20 protein-coding genes are annotated in these 17,324 nt (G+C 66.5%); 3 read left to right on the top strand and 17 right to left on the bottom strand.

Annotation, left to right across the window (positions count from 1 at the left end; genetic code table 11):
* Positions 1-9: 9 nt before the first annotated feature.
* The 9 genes from WDN01_05720 to WDN01_05760 all read right to left on the bottom strand — a co-directional run bounded on the left by WDN01_05720 (position 10) and on the right by WDN01_05760 (position 7,022).
* Complete coding sequence (locus WDN01_05720; protein MEJ0025508.1) at positions 10-1,818, bottom strand: NAD(P)/FAD-dependent oxidoreductase; 1,809 nt, start codon at positions 1,816-1,818, stop codon at positions 10-12.
* Positions 1,819-1,925: 107 nt separating this feature from the next.
* Positions 1,926-2,573: a glutathione S-transferase family protein gene (locus WDN01_05725; GenBank protein ID MEJ0025509.1), complete on the bottom strand. Its 648-nt coding sequence runs from the start codon at positions 2,571-2,573 to the stop codon at positions 1,926-1,928.
* A 4-nt stretch (positions 2,574-2,577) separates the two neighbouring features.
* Positions 2,578-3,210, bottom strand: coding sequence for a YceI family protein (locus WDN01_05730; protein MEJ0025510.1), 633 nt, complete (start codon positions 3,208-3,210; stop codon positions 2,578-2,580).
* A gap of 20 nt (positions 3,211-3,230) precedes the next feature.
* Positions 3,231-3,722: an SRPBCC domain-containing protein gene (locus tag WDN01_05735; protein ID MEJ0025511.1), complete on the bottom strand. Its 492-nt coding sequence runs from the start codon at positions 3,720-3,722 to the stop codon at positions 3,231-3,233.
* Positions 3,723-3,756: 34 nt separating this feature from the next.
* A complete protein-coding gene (locus WDN01_05740) occupies positions 3,757-3,996 on the bottom strand; it encodes an SRPBCC domain-containing protein (protein MEJ0025512.1) in 240 nt (79 codons plus the stop codon).
* Positions 3,997-4,025: 29 nt separating this feature from the next.
* A complete protein-coding gene (locus tag WDN01_05745; GenBank protein ID MEJ0025513.1) occupies positions 4,026-4,361 on the bottom strand; it encodes a hypothetical protein in 336 nt (111 codons plus the stop codon).
* 97 nt (positions 4,362-4,458) lie between these two features.
* The gene (locus WDN01_05750; protein ID MEJ0025514.1) at positions 4,459-4,806 is read right to left on the bottom strand and encodes a metalloregulator ArsR/SmtB family transcription factor; all 348 of its coding nucleotides are present in this window, start codon (positions 4,804-4,806) and stop codon (positions 4,459-4,461) included.
* 251 nt (positions 4,807-5,057) lie between these two features.
* Positions 5,058-5,798 (bottom strand): PhoH family protein, encoded by a 741-nt coding sequence (locus WDN01_05755; protein MEJ0025515.1) that lies wholly within the window; start codon positions 5,796-5,798, stop codon positions 5,058-5,060.
* Positions 5,799-6,104: 306 nt separating this feature from the next.
* A complete protein-coding gene (locus tag WDN01_05760; GenBank protein ID MEJ0025516.1) occupies positions 6,105-7,022 on the bottom strand; it encodes a DUF6635 family protein in 918 nt (305 codons plus the stop codon).
* Positions 7,023-7,101: 79 nt separating this feature from the next.
* Between WDN01_05760 and WDN01_05765 the strand changes: the two genes are divergently transcribed.
* On the top strand, positions 7,102-7,629 hold the full coding sequence (locus WDN01_05765) for a gamma carbonic anhydrase family protein (protein ID MEJ0025517.1): 528 nt from the start codon (positions 7,102-7,104) through the stop codon (positions 7,627-7,629).
* Positions 7,630-7,632: 3 nt separating this feature from the next.
* Here the strand turns inward: WDN01_05765 and WDN01_05770 are convergent, their stop codons facing one another.
* On the bottom strand, positions 7,633-8,232 hold the full coding sequence (locus tag WDN01_05770; GenBank protein MEJ0025518.1) for a GYF domain-containing protein: 600 nt from the start codon (positions 8,230-8,232) through the stop codon (positions 7,633-7,635).
* A 107-nt stretch (positions 8,233-8,339) separates the two neighbouring features.
* On the opposite strand from WDN01_05770, the gene WDN01_05775 reads away from it, so the two are divergent.
* A complete protein-coding gene (locus tag WDN01_05775; GenBank protein ID MEJ0025519.1) occupies positions 8,340-9,140 on the top strand; it encodes an enoyl-CoA hydratase-related protein in 801 nt (266 codons plus the stop codon).
* Between the two features lie 65 nt (positions 9,141-9,205).
* Here the strand turns inward: WDN01_05775 and WDN01_05780 are convergent, their stop codons facing one another.
* The gene (locus WDN01_05780) at positions 9,206-9,676 is read right to left on the bottom strand and encodes a hypothetical protein (protein MEJ0025520.1); all 471 of its coding nucleotides are present in this window, start codon (positions 9,674-9,676) and stop codon (positions 9,206-9,208) included.
* Positions 9,677-9,867: 191 nt separating this feature from the next.
* Between WDN01_05780 and WDN01_05785 the strand changes: the two genes are divergently transcribed.
* Positions 9,868-12,555 (top strand): M1 family aminopeptidase, encoded by a 2,688-nt coding sequence (locus tag WDN01_05785; protein MEJ0025521.1) that lies wholly within the window; start codon positions 9,868-9,870, stop codon positions 12,553-12,555.
* 6 nt (positions 12,556-12,561) lie between these two features.
* Here WDN01_05785 and WDN01_05790 read toward each other — a convergent pair whose 3' ends face one another.
* The 6 genes from WDN01_05790 to sdhC form a co-directional block, all read right to left on the bottom strand.
* Entirely contained in the window at positions 12,562-13,353 is a 792-nt protein-coding gene (locus WDN01_05790; GenBank protein MEJ0025522.1) for a class I SAM-dependent methyltransferase, read from the bottom strand.
* 69 nt (positions 13,354-13,422) lie between these two features.
* Entirely contained in the window at positions 13,423-14,106 is a 684-nt protein-coding gene (locus WDN01_05795; GenBank protein ID MEJ0025523.1) for a hypothetical protein, read from the bottom strand.
* 86 nt (positions 14,107-14,192) lie between these two features.
* Positions 14,193-14,603, bottom strand: a complete 411-nt coding sequence (locus WDN01_05800; protein MEJ0025524.1) for a DUF2306 domain-containing protein — start codon at positions 14,601-14,603, stop codon at positions 14,193-14,195.
* Positions 14,604-14,683: 80 nt separating this feature from the next.
* Positions 14,684-16,474, bottom strand: a complete 1,791-nt coding sequence (sdhA, locus tag WDN01_05805; protein MEJ0025525.1) for a succinate dehydrogenase flavoprotein subunit — start codon at positions 16,472-16,474, stop codon at positions 14,684-14,686.
* Complete coding sequence (gene sdhD, locus WDN01_05810; GenBank protein MEJ0025526.1) at positions 16,471-16,854, bottom strand: succinate dehydrogenase, hydrophobic membrane anchor protein; 384 nt, start codon at positions 16,852-16,854, stop codon at positions 16,471-16,473. Before sdhD ends, sdhA begins: the two co-directional genes overlap by 4 nt.
* A complete protein-coding gene (gene sdhC, locus WDN01_05815) occupies positions 16,851-17,270 on the bottom strand; it encodes a succinate dehydrogenase, cytochrome b556 subunit (protein ID MEJ0025527.1) in 420 nt (139 codons plus the stop codon). Before sdhC ends, sdhD begins: the two co-directional genes overlap by 4 nt.
* Positions 17,271-17,324 lie beyond the last annotated feature (54 nt).

The following is a 17,324-nucleotide window of genomic DNA, read 5'->3' on the forward strand; positions in this document are numbered from 1 at the left end:
GGAGGTGATTTAGGCGCTCAACTCCAGCCCCTTCAATTCGCCGTCTTCGCGCCACTGCTTCAAAAGGTCGATGAACGCGATGGACCCGGCGCCGTAGGAGCCGTTGCGGGCGGCCAGCACCGAAGGCTTGCCTTCATTGTTGTAGTAGCCGGGCGTGCACTCCTCCTGGAAGCGCTGGCGCTGCAGGGCGGATTTGATGATGGTGTCGACCCAGGCAGCTTCTGCTTCGGCAGAGGCTTCGACGACCTTGGCCTGGCGCTCGGTCGCGGTCTTGATGACATAGGCGATGTGCTTGGACTGTTCGTTCAGCATGTGCGGGAAATTCGCCGTGAAGCCCGACTGGGTGTTGCTCACCACGAAGCAATTGGGGAAATCGCGCACGAAGAAGCCGTGGAAGGTGGAGACGCCGTCCTTCCACTTGCCCGTCAGCGTCTGGCCGCCGCGGCCGTAGAGCTCGTAGCCCGAGCGCCGCGTATAGGCGGTGCCGACCTCGAAGCCGGTGCCGTAGATCAGGCAGTCGAGCGCGTATTCGCGGCCATTGGCGACGACGCCCCTTTCGGTGATGCGCTCCACGCCCTTGCCGTCGGTGTCGACCAGCGTGACGTTGGGCCGGTTGAAGGTCTCCAGATAGTCGTCGTGGAAGCAGGGCCGCTTGCAGAACTGGTTGTAGTAGGGCTTGAGCGCCTCGGCGGTTGCCTTGTCGCGCACGGTCTCTGCGGCGCGGGCGCGGATCTGCTCCATCTTCTTGAAGTCGGCGAGCTGCATCGTGGTCGCGATATCCGTCGCGGCGCCGGCCTCGCTCTGCTTGCGCATCAGCGCCAGCATGTTGCCGATGATGTCGGTCCAGCCGTCGTTGACGAGGTCTTCCTTCTGCGGCACGCCCGAGACCAGGGCGTTGAAATTGTCCATCCGCGCCTGCTGCCAGCCTGGCGCCAGCGAAGCGGCCCACTCCGGATCGGTGGGGCGGTTGTTGCGCACGTCGATGGAGGAGGGGGTGCGCTGGAAGACGTAGAGCTGCTTCGCGCCCGCGCCCAGATGGGGCACGCACTGCACCGCGGTGGCGCCGGTGCCGATGATGCCGACGACCTTGTCCTTCAGGCCCGTCAGGTTGCCGTTCGAATCGCCGCCCGTGTAGTCGTAGTCCCAGCGGCTGGTGTGGAAGGAATGGCCCTTGTAGCTCTCGACGCCCGGGATGCCCGGCAGCTTGGGGCGGTGCAGCGGACCGTTCGCCATCACCACGAAGCGCGCCTTCAGGGCATCGCCCTTGTTGGTCTTGACGATCCAGCGGCCGATCGCATCGTCCCAGCGCAGTTCGGTGACTTCGGTCTGGAACAGGGCGCCGCGATAAAGGTCGAAATGCTCGCCGATGGCGCGGCAGTGCTTCAGGATCTCCGGCGCGCGGGTGTATTTCTCGACGGGGATGTAGTTCATCTCTTCGAGCAGCGGCAGGTAGACATAGCTCTCGATATCGCAGGCCGCGCCGGGATAGCGGTTCCAGTACCAGGTGCCGCTGAAATCGCCGCCCTTCTCGATGATGCGGACGTCGTCGATCCCCGCCTCGCGCAGCCGGGCGCCCGCGAGCAGGCCGCCGAAGCCGCCGCCGATCACCGCGACCTCGACCGCGTCGCTCAGCGGCGCACGCGCGACCGGCGCGACATAGGGGTCTTCGAGATAGCGGGCGAAATCCCCTTTGATCTCGACATATTGCTCGTTGCCGTCGGCGCGCAGGCGCTTGTCGCGCTCGGCGCGATATTTCCGCCGCAGAGCGTCGGGGTCGAAGCCGAGATCGTCGGTCGCCGAGAGGGGTTCGAAGGCCATGTGCGGTGTCTCCCGATATTCTGACTTTTTGTCAGTATGCCGAAAGCCACGCGCAATGCCAGCGCAATCTTCGAAGAACGGGTACGGTTTGGGCCGCTTCCGTGGCGTTACGCGGCCGGAAACATCGCGAAATAGGGCTCGGCCTCCTTCAGCACCCGCGCGAAGGACGGGCGCTCGCTCAGACGCTTCAGATAGGCGGCCGTCCTGGGGAAGGCGCCGGCCAACGGCATCACCTTGTCGGCATAGAAGAGGGCCGGCGCCGCGGCGCAATCGGCCATGGTGAAGACCTCGCCCATCACCCAGCGCTCGCCGATGCCGCTCTCGAGCAGCGCCAGCGCCGTACGGAGCTGCGCGCGTGCCTGTTCCGTGCCGAGCGCATCCTTCCGGCCCGCGGGCCGCAACCGGTCGCCGACGATCTTCTGCATCGGGACGTGAATATAGAGATCGAAGAAACGGTCGCGCATGCGCATCTGCCGCGCCGCATCGCGATCGGCCGGAACGAGCGTCGTGGGGCCTGCGTGATGCTGGTCGAGATATTCGATGATGATGCTGGACTCCGGCACCATCCACTCGCGCGCCGTGTCTTCCAGCACCGGGAATTTGCCGATGGGCCAGAGCTTGTAGAAGGCGTCGCGATCGGCCTCCTTGCCGAGATCGACCAGCACCGGTTCGAACGGTGTGCCGTTCTCGTAGAGCGCGACCAGCACCTTCCAGCAGAAGGACGACAGCGGATGACAATGAAGCCGCAGCGCCATGGCCTCAGCCCTTGCGGTCGAACTCGGTGTCGATGACGAGCTGGATAGGCGCGGTGATGAACGGGCCCATGTTGAACGGCACGGGATCGATCCAGCCTTCGGCATGGATGCCGATGACGTCGCCGCCCTCGAAGCCGGGTCCGGCACCGATCAGCGTCACGTCGAAGGTAAGCGGCACCGTCTTGCCCTTGAGCGTGAACGTGCCCTCGACCTCGCCATGCGTGGCGTCGGTCTGGTGGAAGGCGGTAGAGACAAAAGTGGCCTGCGGGAAAGCGGCCGCGTCGAGATAGTCGTGGCCGGAGAGCTGCGTCGCGAAGCCGGGGACGTTGGTGGCGATCGACCCGGTCTCGACCGTCGCCGTGAGTTTCGATCTGGCGACCGCCGCCGGATCCCATTCCAGCGTTCCGGTCGCCTTGTCGAAGCGGAAGATGCTGATCGAGAAGCCGAGATGCGAGACCCGCGCGACGACGCCGACATGCTTGGTATCGAGCGTATAGGTGCCCGCGCCGGCCTTTGCGAGGTCGGCGGTGCCGTGCGGGATGGTTCCCGGCGCGGGCGCATCCGCGGCGTGGGCGCCGCAGATGACGCAGGCGGCCAGGATCGCTCCCAGCAGCGGCGCAAACTTTCTTAACGTCATCCTTTTCTCCTCTATCGCCGCTAGATCGTCGCCAGGTAATCGGCGAGCTGGTCGAGCGTGCCCTTGAAGCCCTGATCCATGCTCGGCAGCATGGAATCGAAGAATGCCTGCTCCTTGTCCGTCGCGTTGATCGGCGTGCCGGTCATCGCCAACGTAGTCTTGCCGCCGCGCTCTGTGAAGACGACGGTGTTCAGGACCTCGAGCGGCCAGATCGGCGAATAGGGCGAGCGGACCGTGTTGGCGTCCTCATCCGAAAACGACGTGACGAACGATATCCGTTCGGGCGCGACGATCTCGCGATAGACGAACTTGCCCCACATCTCCTGGCCCGTCGGCGAACGCATGCCGTAGTGGAACAGACCGCCCGGTTTCAGATCGAGCGTTCCCTTGATCCAGGTGAAGCCCTTCGGTCCCCACCAGCGCGAGAGGTGATCGATCTCGGTATAGACTTGCCAGACGAGCGCGCGGGGCGCGTCGAAGCTGCGGTCGAGCGAAAAGACGGGCGTGGTCATGACGTCATTGTTCTCCTTTTATCCCTGGATGCGATCACAAAGTCGCCAGCAGATCGGCGAGGGGGTCGAGGCTGCCGCTCACGCCCTCTTCCATGCCGTCGAGCGCCGGAATGAGATTGCCGCCGACGCGCAGGTCGAGACGCGTCTCGCCATTGTCGGAGCCCTTGGGCCCCCACCAGCGGCGGAAATGCTTCGGATCGGTCCACATCTCGAAGACCAGTTCGCGCGGCGCATCGAGAATGCGCGTCAGCGTATATTTGGCAAGATCGGCCATCGTCGGTTTCCCACTACCGTTTTCGTGTTTCAGGATTGCGGCGGCTGGCCCATCAGCGGATGCACGACGGACTCGCCGTCGCCGGCCACGGCGAGAAATTCCTTCACCATCCGCTCGGCGTCGGCCCTGTCCCTCGCGTTCAGGATGGCGAAGCCGTGCTCGCCGGTCTTCGGCAGATCGTTCACGGCATATGAGCCCTTGGCGAGCCGCACCGTGAAGGCGCCGGGCGCGGTCGCGCCCATGGCCGCCAGCGCGTCGCGGGCTTTCATGCGTTCGATGAACCTGCCCATCTCGGCCATGTGTTCGGGGCTCGGCGGGCCGCTCGACGGACTGGCGGGGCTGTAGATCGTAAGGAATTGCGGCATGGCGGCCTCCTATTGCTGCTGCGCGAGATAGGCTTTGAGGCGCCGTCTTCGACGGCGCCGAATTCGTGCGCGGGCCGCGACTGAAGGGAAGCGGGTTTCACTTCCGGGCGCGGCCACGTTTCTTCCCCTTCGCCTGAATTTCCTTGAGATAGTCCTCGAGCCGGTCGAGCCGCTGGTTCCAGAGCCGGCGGTATTCATCCAGCCAGGTGTCGACGGGCATCAGCGCCTGCGGTTCGAGCTTGCAGGGCCGCCATTGCGCCTCGCGGCTGCGGCTGATGAGGCCGGCATGCTCCAGCACCTTCAGATGCTTGGAGATGCCCGGCAGGCTCATGTCGAACGGCGCCGCCAGTTCGGTGACAGAACGCTCGCCTGAGGCGAGTTGGGCGAGGATAGCGCGCCGCGTCGGATCGGCGAGGGCCTGGAAGGTGGCGGAGAGGGCGTCCATGCGTGCTTTGCCGATTATCTATTTAGCTTATTAGTTAAATGAAGGGCGTGAGTCAATCCCAACCTGTCATCCCGGCCGAGCATCGCGAAGCGATGCGAGGGGACGGGGACCCAGGCCGCGCAACGTGAAAGGTGCCGACCGGATTTGATGAAATATCGCACGAACCTGCGAGATCGCGCGGCTTGCGCCACCTGGGTCCCCTTACCGCCCATCGCGCTTTCGCGCGATGGGCGCCGGGGATGACAGATACGTTACAGCACCGTCAGCATGCCCGCGACCAGTGGGTGCCTCACGATGTCGGCGTCGGAGAGGCGCACGACCGCGATCTCCGGCACGCGTTCCAGCCGGTCGGCGATGTCGCCCAGGCCCGACATACCCTTCAGCAGATCAGTCTGGTCGGGATCGCCGGTCAGCACCATGGTCGAGCGCCAGCCCAGACGCGTCAAAAGCATCTTGAGCTGGGTGTAGGTGCAGTTCTGCGCCTCGTCGATCACGACATAGCAATCGCTGAGCGTGCGGCCGCGCATATAGGCGACGGGCGCGATCTCGATCACGCCGTCAGCGAGCAGGGCCTTGAGGCGCTTGGTGCCGAGCCGCTCGGTCAAAGCGTCGTAGAGCGGGCGCAGATAGGGCGCGAGCTTCTCGTTGAGGTCGCCGGGTAGGAAGCCGAGATTTTCGCCCGCCTCCACCGCGGGACGCGACAACACGATGCGGCCGCAGCGCCCGGCTTCGAGCGCTTCGACGGCTTTGGCGATGGCGAGATAGGTCTTGCCGGTGCCGGCCGGTCCGAGCGCGAGAACGACGGAGCGCTCTTCGATGGCGTCCAGCAGCAGCTGCTGCGTCGCGCTCATCGCGCGGATGTTCTTTACGTATTTGCGGTCGCGGACGTCGTCTTCGCCGCGCGGATTCCAGCCGCCGCGGGAAGGGAAGGGGTGGACGTTTTCGGATTCCTGAAAGTCGCGAGCTTTGTAACGCGCGGAACGCTTGGCCATGGAGACTCCCTGGTCAGGAACGGAATGCTGGGGTTGATGGAGATGTCGGCGTGCGTGGAAGGGCGGACGACGTTGCCCGGGTATTTCGGGAATGAAGTGCAAAGCTGCACTAAATCCGGCCCCCTCTATGTCGAATCACGCTCCGACAAGAAAAGCGTAGCAGCGTTCGTGCGACGGCGATGTGAAATCTGTGGATTGTTCCGTTTTGAAATTCGTTCGTTATCGCCGGGCTTGTCCCGGCAACCCATAAGCACGGACGGTGCACTGGAATATGGGCGGCCTGCCCAAGGCCGGCCATGACGCGGGTTACGTCCGCATATGTCCAGCGATCGACACGATCGCGTCGACGAGATCGATGAGCCGCGCCGCGTATTGTTCCGGAATCGCCAGCCGCGCATCGCCGCCGAGGAAGGCGCTTTCCAGCGTGTCGAGCAGCGCGATCAGGCGCAGGTGATGGATGCCGAGCGCGCTCTGGATCGGATCGGTGACGACGCCGGCAAACGCCGCGGCCGTGGCGCTCGCGGCCAGCACGGCGCCGGTCACGGTGAACGCCGCGACGCCGCCGATCTTGGCGCCCAGCGCCTGGGCCAGCGCCGGGCCGAGCGTGAGGAACCCCGGCGTCGCCTGATGCAGGAAGGCGCCGCCGGCCGCCATCGTCACGCCGGCGCTGACGACTTCGCCGGCCGCGCCGCGGGCGTTGAGATAGATCGCCAACTGCTGCGCCAGCTTCGCGTCCATCATCAGGCGCTGCTTTTCGCCCCAGGGTCCGTTGAGCGCGCCCAAGGCGCCGTCGAGCCGGCTGTCGCCCAGGATCTCGACCGCCAGCGCGTCGTGGAAGCTCGGCTCGCCGAAACCGGTATAGGGAAGTTCCAGGAGATCGACGATCAGCCGCCGCTCGATCTCGACCGTCACGGTGGTGCGGAAGAACAGCTCGCGGGCGCGCAGGCGTTCCGCCGTTTCCTTCCGCCCCGCCATCTTGAGCACGGACGCCGCGGCGTTGAGGCCGAGCTGCGGCCCGGCCAGCGCCGCGTTCAGCGGCGCGCGCCACAGATCGTGACCGAAGGCATGGCGATGGGTCTCCAGCGCGCCCTTCAGCGAGAAGGTGCGCTCCACGAAGCCCGGCACGCGGCTGCGCCGCTTGCGGAAATAGGTGCGGATCGAATCCTCGACGATGCTGTGCGCGATCGCGTGGTCCAGGGCGGGCAGGCGCGAAGCAGGGGCCATGGCGCGAGTATGCCTTGAAGCCTCGCCTTCGCAAAATTGTCCTGCCACAATGGCGGCGCCCACCTGTCACGAGATGTTCATGCCGATCTATGCCCTGGACGATGCGACCCCCGTGCTTCCGCCCGAAGGCGACTATTGGGTCGCGCCCACGGCGGTTCTGATCGGCAGGGTCCGGCTCCTGAAGGGTGCCAGCGTCTGGTGGGGTGCGGTGCTGCGCGGCGACAATGACTGGATCGTGATCGGCGAGAATTCCAACATCCAGGACAATTCGGTGATCCACACCGATCCGGGCCAACCCGTGACCGTCGGCGCCAACTGCACCGTCGGCCATCGCGTGATCCTGCATTCGACCACCATCGGCGACGGCACGCTGATCGGCATGGGCTCGACGCTGCTCAACCGCACGCGGATCGGAAACAACTGCCTGGTCGGCGCCAATTCGCTGGTGACGGAAGGCAAGGAATTCGAGGACGGCTCGATGATCCTGGGTGCCCCGGCGCGCCGCGCGCGGGCGCTGCTCGACGAAGAGTTGACGGGCCTGAAGATCGCCGCCGCCGGTTACGTCTACAATCACCAGCGCTACATCGCGGCCCTGCGGTCGGTGTGACGCCTATCCGGCCTTGGCGATCACGTCGTGCTGCGCGGTCCACACGCGGCGGATTCGGGTGTCGGCTTCGGGGCCGAAATTGAACCAGGCCGCCTTGTTGTGCGTCGCGTCGACGATGAACAGCATGTCCATCTTGCCGAGCTTCTGGACCAGGGCGTTGCGGATCTGGTTGATCGGCTGCTCGCTGATCAGGAGCCAGGCCTGCGGCATCAGGGGATAGGCCGGGCCCATATTCATGATCTCTTCCTCGAGGCCGGAGATCGACCGCGACTTCATGTCGGCCATGACGACGAAGCGGCCGCGCTCGCCGCTGCGCGGCTCGTCATTGCTGCGTCCGAAGGTGGGCGAGATCGTATCGTCCTCGCTTTCGACGCCGCTGGCGGTCACGAACTTGCCCGTCGCCGAGGGCGCGGGCGCGTTGGCGGGCGCGAACAGGCGCGCCAGCATGGGATAGGAGCCGGCGGCGCGGAACTGGTCGTGGCCCGTGGGCGCCACGAGCGAATGCGCCGCCAGCCGGCCCTCTCCGACGAAGGTTTGGAGCTGCTGCTCGGTATAGGGGCCATAGAGCTGGCCCGCCGCGTTGATGGTCCAGGTGTCCGACATGAGAACTTTCCGTTGCTGCGGAAAAGTTACGTTCAAATGGTTACGCAAGCCTTGCCGCCGCCCGGGGGGCACGGGACACTTGGGCGAAAAACCAGGGAAACCGCGCCATGAGCACCTACGAATTCTGCAAGGTCGAGCGGGAAGGGCGGCTGACGATCGTCACCTTGAACCGGCCGGAGGTGATGAACGCGCTGCACGCCCCGGCCCATGCCGAGCTGGGCGCGGTGTTCGACGCCTTCGCCGCCGACCCCGAGCAATGGGTAGCCATCGTCACCGGCGCGGGGGAGCGCGCCTTCTCGGCCGGAAACGATCTCAAGGTCACGGCGGCGGGCGGCGGCAGCACGGCCAACCTTCTGCCGCACCATCGCGGCGGCTTCGGCGGCCTCGTCTCGCGCTTCGATCTCGACAAGCCGCTGATCGCGGCGGTCAACGGCATCGCGATGGGCGGCGGCTTCGAGATCGCGCTCGCCTGCGACATCATCCTGGCATCGGACGCGGCGGTGTTCGCCCTGCCGGAGCCGCGCGTCGGGCTGGCGGCGCTGGCCGGCGGGCTGCATCGCCTGCCGCGCGAGATCGGCACCAAGCGGGCGCTCGGCATGATCCTGACCGGGCGACGCGTCGGCGCGGCGGAAGGCAAGGAGCTCGGCTTCGTCAACGAGGTCGTGCCGGCGGCGGATCTGATGACGCGCGCCCGGGCGCTGGCGGCACAGATCATGGAGCTGTCGCCGATGTCGGTGCGCGCGTCCAAGCAGGCGGTTTATCGCGGCTTGAACGAGCCCTCCATCGCCGACGCGCTCAAGAACCAGAACGGCTATCCCGCCATCGCGGCCATGTACCGGAGCGAGGACCTGCGCGAGGGGCCCAAGGCCTTCGCCGAGAAGCGCGCGCCGCAATGGAAGGGCAAGTAGCGGCGCAAACGAAAACCCCGCGCCGGCGAAGCGCGGGGTCGCGTAATATTATCGAACGGTAACGTTCAGTCCACGAATTGCCATTCGTGATGGCGGCGGCACACCGTGCCGTTGCGCTCCAGGCGATCGCCGTGACGCCACACGACCTGCGTGAAGTCGCGGCAGCGACGGCCGTTGCGGCGATACTCGTTGTTTACGACGATATAGCCATGGCCGCCATGGCGGCCGGACCACTCATAGCGGCGGCCGATATCGCCGTCGAAAGCGTCCTCATACGCGCGGCCGGCATAGTCGCGGTCGTCGCAATCGATGTCGCGGCTGAGCGCATTGCCCGCCAGACCGCCGAAGATGGCGCCGCCGGCGATCGCCAGGCCGTTGCCGTGGCCCGCCACGCCGCCGAGCACGCCGCCCGCAATGGCGCCGAGCACCGTGCCGCCCGTGTGATCGCTGTGGCAATCGTCCGCCCAGGCGGCGCTTGTGCCGAAGCTCAGCACCAGCAACGCCGCGCCTGCGGCCAATACGGTTTTCTTCAACATATCGTCCTCTCTCCTTTTTGGGGGGCGGTCTTGCGGGACCGACCCGTTGTCGAAATCGCTTTATGCCTGCCGGCCATGAACTCCGCCTGAACAAAATGGGGCAGAATCAGGACAGTATGGACAGGCCCACCCGGAAAACCTTCAATAGGCGGGATTGTTCCCATAGCGCCGGAGCACGTCACTTGATTGCAGTGCACAAGATCGGGCGCGCCGTCGCGCTCGCCGTCCTCGCCGCCGTTCTATGCCTGTCCGGCTGCGGCAAGGAGCCTGAGAAACGTGCGGCGCCGCGCAAGGGACTCTCGCTCGGCGGCGAAACCGTCCCGCGCGGAAAATTGCCGCGCGACGCGATTCCGCAACGCTATCGCATCGCGCTTCGCATCGATCCCAGAACCGATCGCTTCGCCGGCCATGTCGAGATCGACGTCCTTTTTCCGAAAGCGCGGCGCTCGCTCTATCTGCACGGCCTGGACCTGAACGTTTCGGGCGTGACGGTGCGGCTCAAATCGGGCCAGAGCTTCGCGGCGCATTACGACCAGGTCGATCCGTCCGGCGTGGCGCGGCTGATCTTCGTCGACAAGGTGCCGGCCGGCGCTGCGACGCTGATCTTCGATTACGACGCGCCGTTCGATCGCTCGCTGGCGGGACTCTACAAGGTCGTCGACCGCGGCGATTCCTACGCCTTCACCCAGTTCGAATCGACCGATGCGCGCCGCGCCTTCCCGTCCTTCGACGAGCCCGGCTTCAAGACGCCGTTCGACATGACCGTGATCGCGCCCAAGGGCATGCGGGTCATCGGCAACACGCCCATCGTCGCCGCCGCGCCCGCCGCGCACGGCATGGTCGACACCGTGTTCGAGACGACCAAGCCCCTGCCGACCTATCTGGTGGCGCTGGCGGTGGGTCCGCTCGACGTCGTCGACGGCGGCACCGCGCCGCCCAATGCCTATCGCTCGCGCCCGCTGCACATCCGCGGCATCGCGGCGCGCGGCGACGGCAAGCGCATCGCCTATGCGCTGGCGCTGACGCCCAAGATCGTCGTCGCGCTCGAGACCTATTTCGGCATCGGCTATCCGTTCCAGAAGCTCGACATCCTGGCGGTGCCGGATTTCGCGGCCGGCGCGATGGAGAACGCCGGCGCCATCACCTTCCGCGAGCGCTATCTGCTGCTCGATCCCGACGCGCCGCTCGACCAGAAGCGCGGCAGCCTGACGGTCCAGGCGCACGAGCTGGCGCATCAATGGTTCGGCGATCTCGTCACGCCCGCCTGGTGGGACGACACCTGGCTCAACGAATCCTTCGCCAATTGGGCGGAATACAAGGCGTCCGCCGCCGTGCTGCCGCAGATGGATTTCGCCACCGACACGCTGCGCGGCGGTTTCGACGTGATGGACCTCGACGAGCTGCCCTCGGCGCGGCAGATCCACCAGCCGATCGCCAATACCGACGATCTCGAAAACGCCTTCGACGCCATCACCTACGACAAGGGCGCGTCGGTGCTGCGCATGTTCGAAACTTATGTGGGGCCTGCGAACTGGCAGCGCGGCATCCATGCCTATCTGACGAAATTCGCGCGCGGCAATGCGACGGCGCGGGATTTCGTCGGCACCATCGCCGCCACCACGGGGCATCCCGAAATCGTGCCGGCCTTCGGCGATTTCATCGACCGCTCCGGCGTGCCGCTGCTGAAGGCCTCGTTGCGCTGCGCGCCGCCGGCACTGGATTTCGCGCAGTCGGCCTATGCGCCGTTCGGCTTCTCCGCCCCGCAGCGCAGTTGGCACGTGCCCGTCTGCGCGATGGACGGTGCGTCGCGCGCCTGCCGGGTCGGCGAAGGCGCGCATTTCGCGCTGGCCTTGACGGCGGGCTGCACGGCGATGCCGCTGCCGAACGCGGACGGCGCCGGCTATTACCGCTTCGCGCTGGGCGAGGCCGATTGGCAGAAGCAGATCGCGCTGGCGCCGAAGATGGACGCCACCGGCCAGATCACGCTCCTGGCCAACGTCTTCGCCGGATTGCGCAACGGCCAAGCGCGCGCCGCAGACGCGTTCGCGCTCATCCATGCGCTGGCGCCGGCCGCGCGCTGGGACGTGCTGGCAAGCCTCGCCAACAGGCTCATGCCGCTGCGCCACAGTCTGGCGGCCAGCGACCTTCCCGCCTATCGCGCCTTCCTCAGCCGGAACTTCCTGGCGCGCCTCAAGACGGCGGGCGTCTCGCCGCGCAAGGGCGAAGCGCCGGCCGATGCGTTCGCGCGCGAATATCTCGCGATCCTGCTCGTCACCGAAGCGCACGATCCCGACGCGATCGCCATGCTGGCGCGTCCGATCCAGGTCTCGACGGGACAGGGCGAAGCCAAATGGCAGGCGCTGGCGCCCGAGGTGCGGGCCGAGGCGCTGCGTGCGGCGCTTCTGTCGGACAAGGCCTATGCCGACGACCTGGTCGCGGTGTTCCAGACCACGAATCAGGAAACCGTGCGGCGGAGCATCGTCTATGCCTTCGCCGGCAGCGACGATCCGGCGGTGATCGCCAAGCTTCTGGCGCTGGCGCCCGCCCGAATGCGGATCGGCGAATTGCGCTATCTGAACGCCTATATGCCGGAGGAGGCGGTGGCCCGCGCGGCGCTCTGGGCCTATGTGGGCGCGCATTTCGACGCCTTCGCGCAGCGCCTCAGCCTGTCCAACATGGCCGGCATGGCGGGTATTCTCAGCGGCGCCTGCGGCGCGGGCGCGCGCGCCGACGCCGAGGCTTTCCAGCAGGAGAGGCTCAGCGCCGCGCTCGGCGCGGCACGGCGAACCGCGCATACGGAAGAACAGATCGACCGCTGCATCGCGCTGCGCCGGAACGCGGGTGCCGATATCGCCGCGGCGCTGGCGACGGCGAAGTAGCACGCCTCAAGCCTTGTGGCCGCGCGCCACCATGTAGCCGGCAATGCGCGTGATCGGGAAGAGGCCGTCCTGGGCGGCCATCCGCTCCGCCAATTCGCGGTCGAGATTTCGCAGCGTCGCCTCGTCGGCTCGGTCGCCGGGCGGAAACGAGCGCAGGCAGTTCACGACATCCTGCGCATCGGTCACGCGCAGGATGTCGGTCTTCGCATGGACTTCGACATCGCGGAAATGGCGGCGCAGGATCGGCTCGCCGCTCTCCAGGCTGAACGGCGCGGAGCCGACGTCATAGGGCGGCGTGCCGAAAACGGCATGCGAAAGCCGGTTCATCTCCGCCATCGACGCGGCGCCGTTGGTGGTGACGATGAGCGTGCCGCCGGGCTTCAGCACGCGGGCGATTTCCGCGACGGCGCGGTCTTTGTCCGGCGCGTGATAGAGCATGTGCATCGCCGTCACGATGTCGAAACCATCGTCGGCGAAGGGCAGGACGCAGACATCGGCCACCGCACCGGTCACGGAGCGCCACATGCCGCCTGCGCCGGTTGCGTTCTTTACGGCCTCCCCCACCATTCCGGGCGACAGATCGGCGAGCGTCAGCGCGATGCCGGGCGGCAATGCCTTGGCGGCGGCCGCCCAGAACCGGCCGGGTCCGCAGCCGATGTCGAGCACGCTTGCGCCGGCGGCGAACAGACCGGTATCAGCGAGCGACCACGGCCTGCCTTGCGGCGCGTATTTGATGTGGATGAGGGCGCGCGCCATCATCCGGCTGCTGTCCTGGTACTGGCGCCGTATCTCGCTCATGACGAACCGCCCGGCCGGAGTCGCGCGCGGACGATAGCGCCGCTCCGGCCGTCGCGCTACGCGAGCGGTTCAATCGTCGAAGTGCCAGTAGCCGTCGCGGCCGTAGCAGGCGGCGCCGTCATGGCGAAATTCCTCGCCGTGCCGGTACGTCACGGTGGTGAATTCGCGGCAGCGCAGTCCGTCCTCGGAATATTCGCGCGTCGGCGTGAAGTAGCCATAGCTGTCGCCATGGCGCCATTCGTAGCGTCGGCCGATATCGCCGTTGAGGCCGACCGCGTATTCGTTGAAGGCATAGCGCTGGTCGTCGCAGTCGATGTCGTGCGTCACGGCATGGCCGAACAGTCCGCCGAGCAGGATGCCGCCGACGATGGCCGCGGGATTGCCGTGGCTCGCGACGCCGCCGATCAGCCCGCCGCCGGCCGCGCCGAACACGGTGCCCGCCGCATTGCCGGCGTGGCAATCGCGCTCGTAATCGCCTTCATGATAATAGCGCGGCGGCGGAGGAGGGGGACCGCGGTCGTCGTCCGGCGGAGGCGGTCCGCGATCGTCGGCATCCGGCGGCGAACCGCGGTCATCGGGCGGCGGACGGTCGGCATCCGTGAAATGTTGGTAATGACCGTTGCGGTCGTAATAACCGTCGCGGTCGCTGCGGCTGTAATAGCCGTCGGGATCAGGCCCGGCCTGCGCGAAGGCTGCGCCGCCGCTGATCGCAAGCACGGCGGCCGCCGCCAGGAACAGGGTTCTCGTCCGCATATAAATCTCCATCGCAAACGCCCTCCACCCCAGCGATGGATACGTCGGAAGATAGGATTTGTTCCGGTTTGCGGCGGCACCGCGCGTCAGGAGCCGAAGGCGACCGCGTGCATGATGCGGCCGGGGAGGAAGGTGAGCGTTCCGGCGATCAGCATGCCGCCGACGTAGAGCGTGATCATCGCGCGCTTGTGCATCGCGACGTTGTGCGTCCAGGCCCCGCGCAGCGCGCCGACGACCGCGAACAAGGTCAGCGGCACCAGAAGATGGATCGGGCTGAGACCCCAGAACGGGCTGTGCGGCATGAGCTGGTGGACGAACAAGGTCGTGATCGCCGTGATGCTCATCAGCACGAGATAGAGATAGCCGAGCGCACGATGCAGCGGAGCGCCCTTGCGGCTGGCAAATATCAGGAAGGTGCCGATCAGGAATGCAGGCGCCACGGTCGCGACGTGAACCTGCACGGCCGTCGGCGCGTGCAGCAGCGGCTCCAAAGTCATGCCGGCCCCCTTTTTCCTTACGTCGTAAATGATCTGGGTGGCAGCGTTCGCCTTTTCAAGAGCCGAACGATCGGAGGCTTTCAATACGTCCGCGCCTTGGGCGGGATGTATTCGACTTCGTTGGTCAGCGTGTAGGTGTGTACCGGGCGATAGTCGAGCCGCGCCACGCCGGTCGCGGGATCGAGCCAGGACAGTGTGTGCTTCATCCAGTTCGCGTCGTCGCGGTTGGGGAAGTCCTCGCGGGCATGGGCGCCGCGGCTTTCGTGGCGCACCACCGCGCCCTCCAGCGCGACGATGGCCTGCTGGATCAGGTTCTCGAATTCCAGCGTCTCGACCAGATCGGTGTTCCAGATCAGCGAGCGGTCGGAGACCTTGACGTCCTTCAGCCGGGCATAGATCGCGTCGATGTTCTTCTGGCCGCTTTTGAGCGTGTCGCCGGTGCGGAACACGGCGGCGTCCTCCTGCATCGCCCTTTGCATCGCAAGGCGCAGCTCGGCAGTCGGCGTGCCGCCCTTGGCGTTACGATATTTGTCGAGCCGGGCGATGGCTTCGTCGCCCGCGCCCTTGGGCAGGTCGTGATGGCCGGTGACGCCCTTGAGCGACTCCGCGGCGTGCATGCCGGCGGCCTTGCCGAACACGACGAGATCGATCAGCGAGTTGGAGCCCAGCCGGTTGGCGCCGTGCACCGAAACGCAGGCCGCCTCGCCGACGGCCATCAGGCCTTGGATGGGCGTGTCGGGATTGCCGTTCTTCAGCGTCACCGCATCGCCGGTGTAATGGCAGGGAATGCCGCCCATGTTGTAGTGCACCGTCGGCAGAACCGGGATCGGCTCCTTGGTGACGTCGACGCCGGCGAAGATGCGCGCGCTTTCCGAGATGCCGGGCAGGCGCTCATGGATGATCTTCGGATCGAGATGGGACAGGTGCAGGAAGATGTGGTCCTTGTTCGGCCCGACGCCGCGGCCTTCGCGGATCTCGATGGTCATGGCGCGGCTGACCACGTCGCGCGACGCGAGGTCCTTCGCATTGGGCGCATAGCGCTCCATGAAGCGCTCGCCCTCCGAATTGGTGAGATAGCCGCCTTCGCCGCGCACGCCCTCGGTGATCAGCACGCCGGCGCCGTAGATGCCGGTCGGATGGAACTGGATGAACTCCATGTCCTGGAGCGGCAGCCCGGCGCGCAGCACCATGGCGTTGCCGTCGCCGGTCTGGGTGTGGGCGCCGGTGCAGGAGAGGTAGATGCGGCCATAGCCGCCGGTCGCCAGGATCACTTTATGGGCGCGGAAGCGGTGCAGCGTGCCGTCGTCCAGATTCCACGCCATCAGCCCGACGATGGCGTCGCCGTCCTTGATCAGGTCGAGCGCGAAATACTCGATGAAGAAATTCACCTCGTGCTTCACGCATTGGCCGTACAATGTGTGCAGCATCGCATGGCCGGTGCGGTCGGCGGCGGCGCATGTGCGCTGCGCGATGCCCTGGCCGTAGTTCGAGGTCATGCCGCCGAAGGCGCGCTGGTAGATCTTGCCGTCTTCGGTGCGCGAGAAGGGCAGGCCGAAATGCTCGAGCTCGTAAACCGCCTCGGGCGCGTTGCGGCAGAGATATTCGATGGCGTCCTGGTCGCCCAGCCAGTCCGACCCCTTCACGGTGTCGTACATGTGCCAGCGCCAGTCGTCCTCGCCCATGTTTCCGAGCGCGGCCGCGACGCCGCCCTGGGCGGCGACGGTATGGCTGCGGGTCGGGAAGACCTTGGTGATGCAGGCCGTCTTGAGGCCGAGGCGGGCGCATTCCAGCGTGGCCCGGAGGCCCGAGCCGCCGGCGCCGACGACGACGACGTCGAATGTGTGGTCGACGATGGTGTATCCGGCGGTCATACGATGGGTCCAGCGATGCGGAGCAGGGCATAGAGGCAGGCGGCGGCGACGGCGATCGCGAAGCCGCGCATGAGCAGCATCAGCGAGAGCTTCTGCCAGGAGACGTAGACGTAGTCGTCGATGACGACCTGCATGCCGAGCGCCATGTGATAGACCGCGATGAGCACGAAGGCGGCCATCAGGATCGCGTTGAGCGGCTTGGACAGGAAGGCCAGCGTGGCGGCCTCGTGCGCGCCCACCAGTCCGAGCGCCGAGACGCCGAACCAGATCGCCAGCGGGATCAGCGCCGCGGCGGTGACGCGCTGGCGCCAGAAATGCGTCACGCCGGAATGGGCGGAGCCGAGGCCCTCGACCTTGTGCAGCGGGGTTTCGAGGCTCACTGGTAGTATCCCCCATAGCCGCCATAGGCGAGCGCGAAGAAGCCGGCGGCGACCAGGATCGAGGCCGCGATCACCAGGATGGAATTGGTCTGCGCCGTCTCTTTCGAGAAGCCGAAGCCCATGTCCCAGGCGAGATGGCGGATGCCGTTGAGCAGGTGGAAGGCGAGCGACCACACGACCAGGAACAGGATGACCTGGCCGAGCGGCGTGCCGGCGAGATCGGTGAACTCACGGAACGAGTCGGGCCCGCTCGCCACCGCATAGAGCCACCAGGCGAGAAGGACGGTGCCCGCGGCCAGCCCCATGCCGGTGAAGCGATGGGTGATCGACGTCGCCATGGTGACGGGCCAGTGATAGATCGTCACGAAGGGCGACAAGGGGCGCGGGCGCTGCGCCCTGTGCGGGGTATCCGCCATGAATTTCCTCGAGAAAGCGGGTATGCGAAGCGGGCCGGAGTGTAGGGCGGGGCG

Origin of the sequence: Rhizomicrobium sp., from assembly GCA_037200985.1 — a bacterium.
In the GTDB taxonomy this organism is placed as follows: Bacteria; Pseudomonadota; Alphaproteobacteria; order Micropepsales; family Micropepsaceae; genus Rhizomicrobium.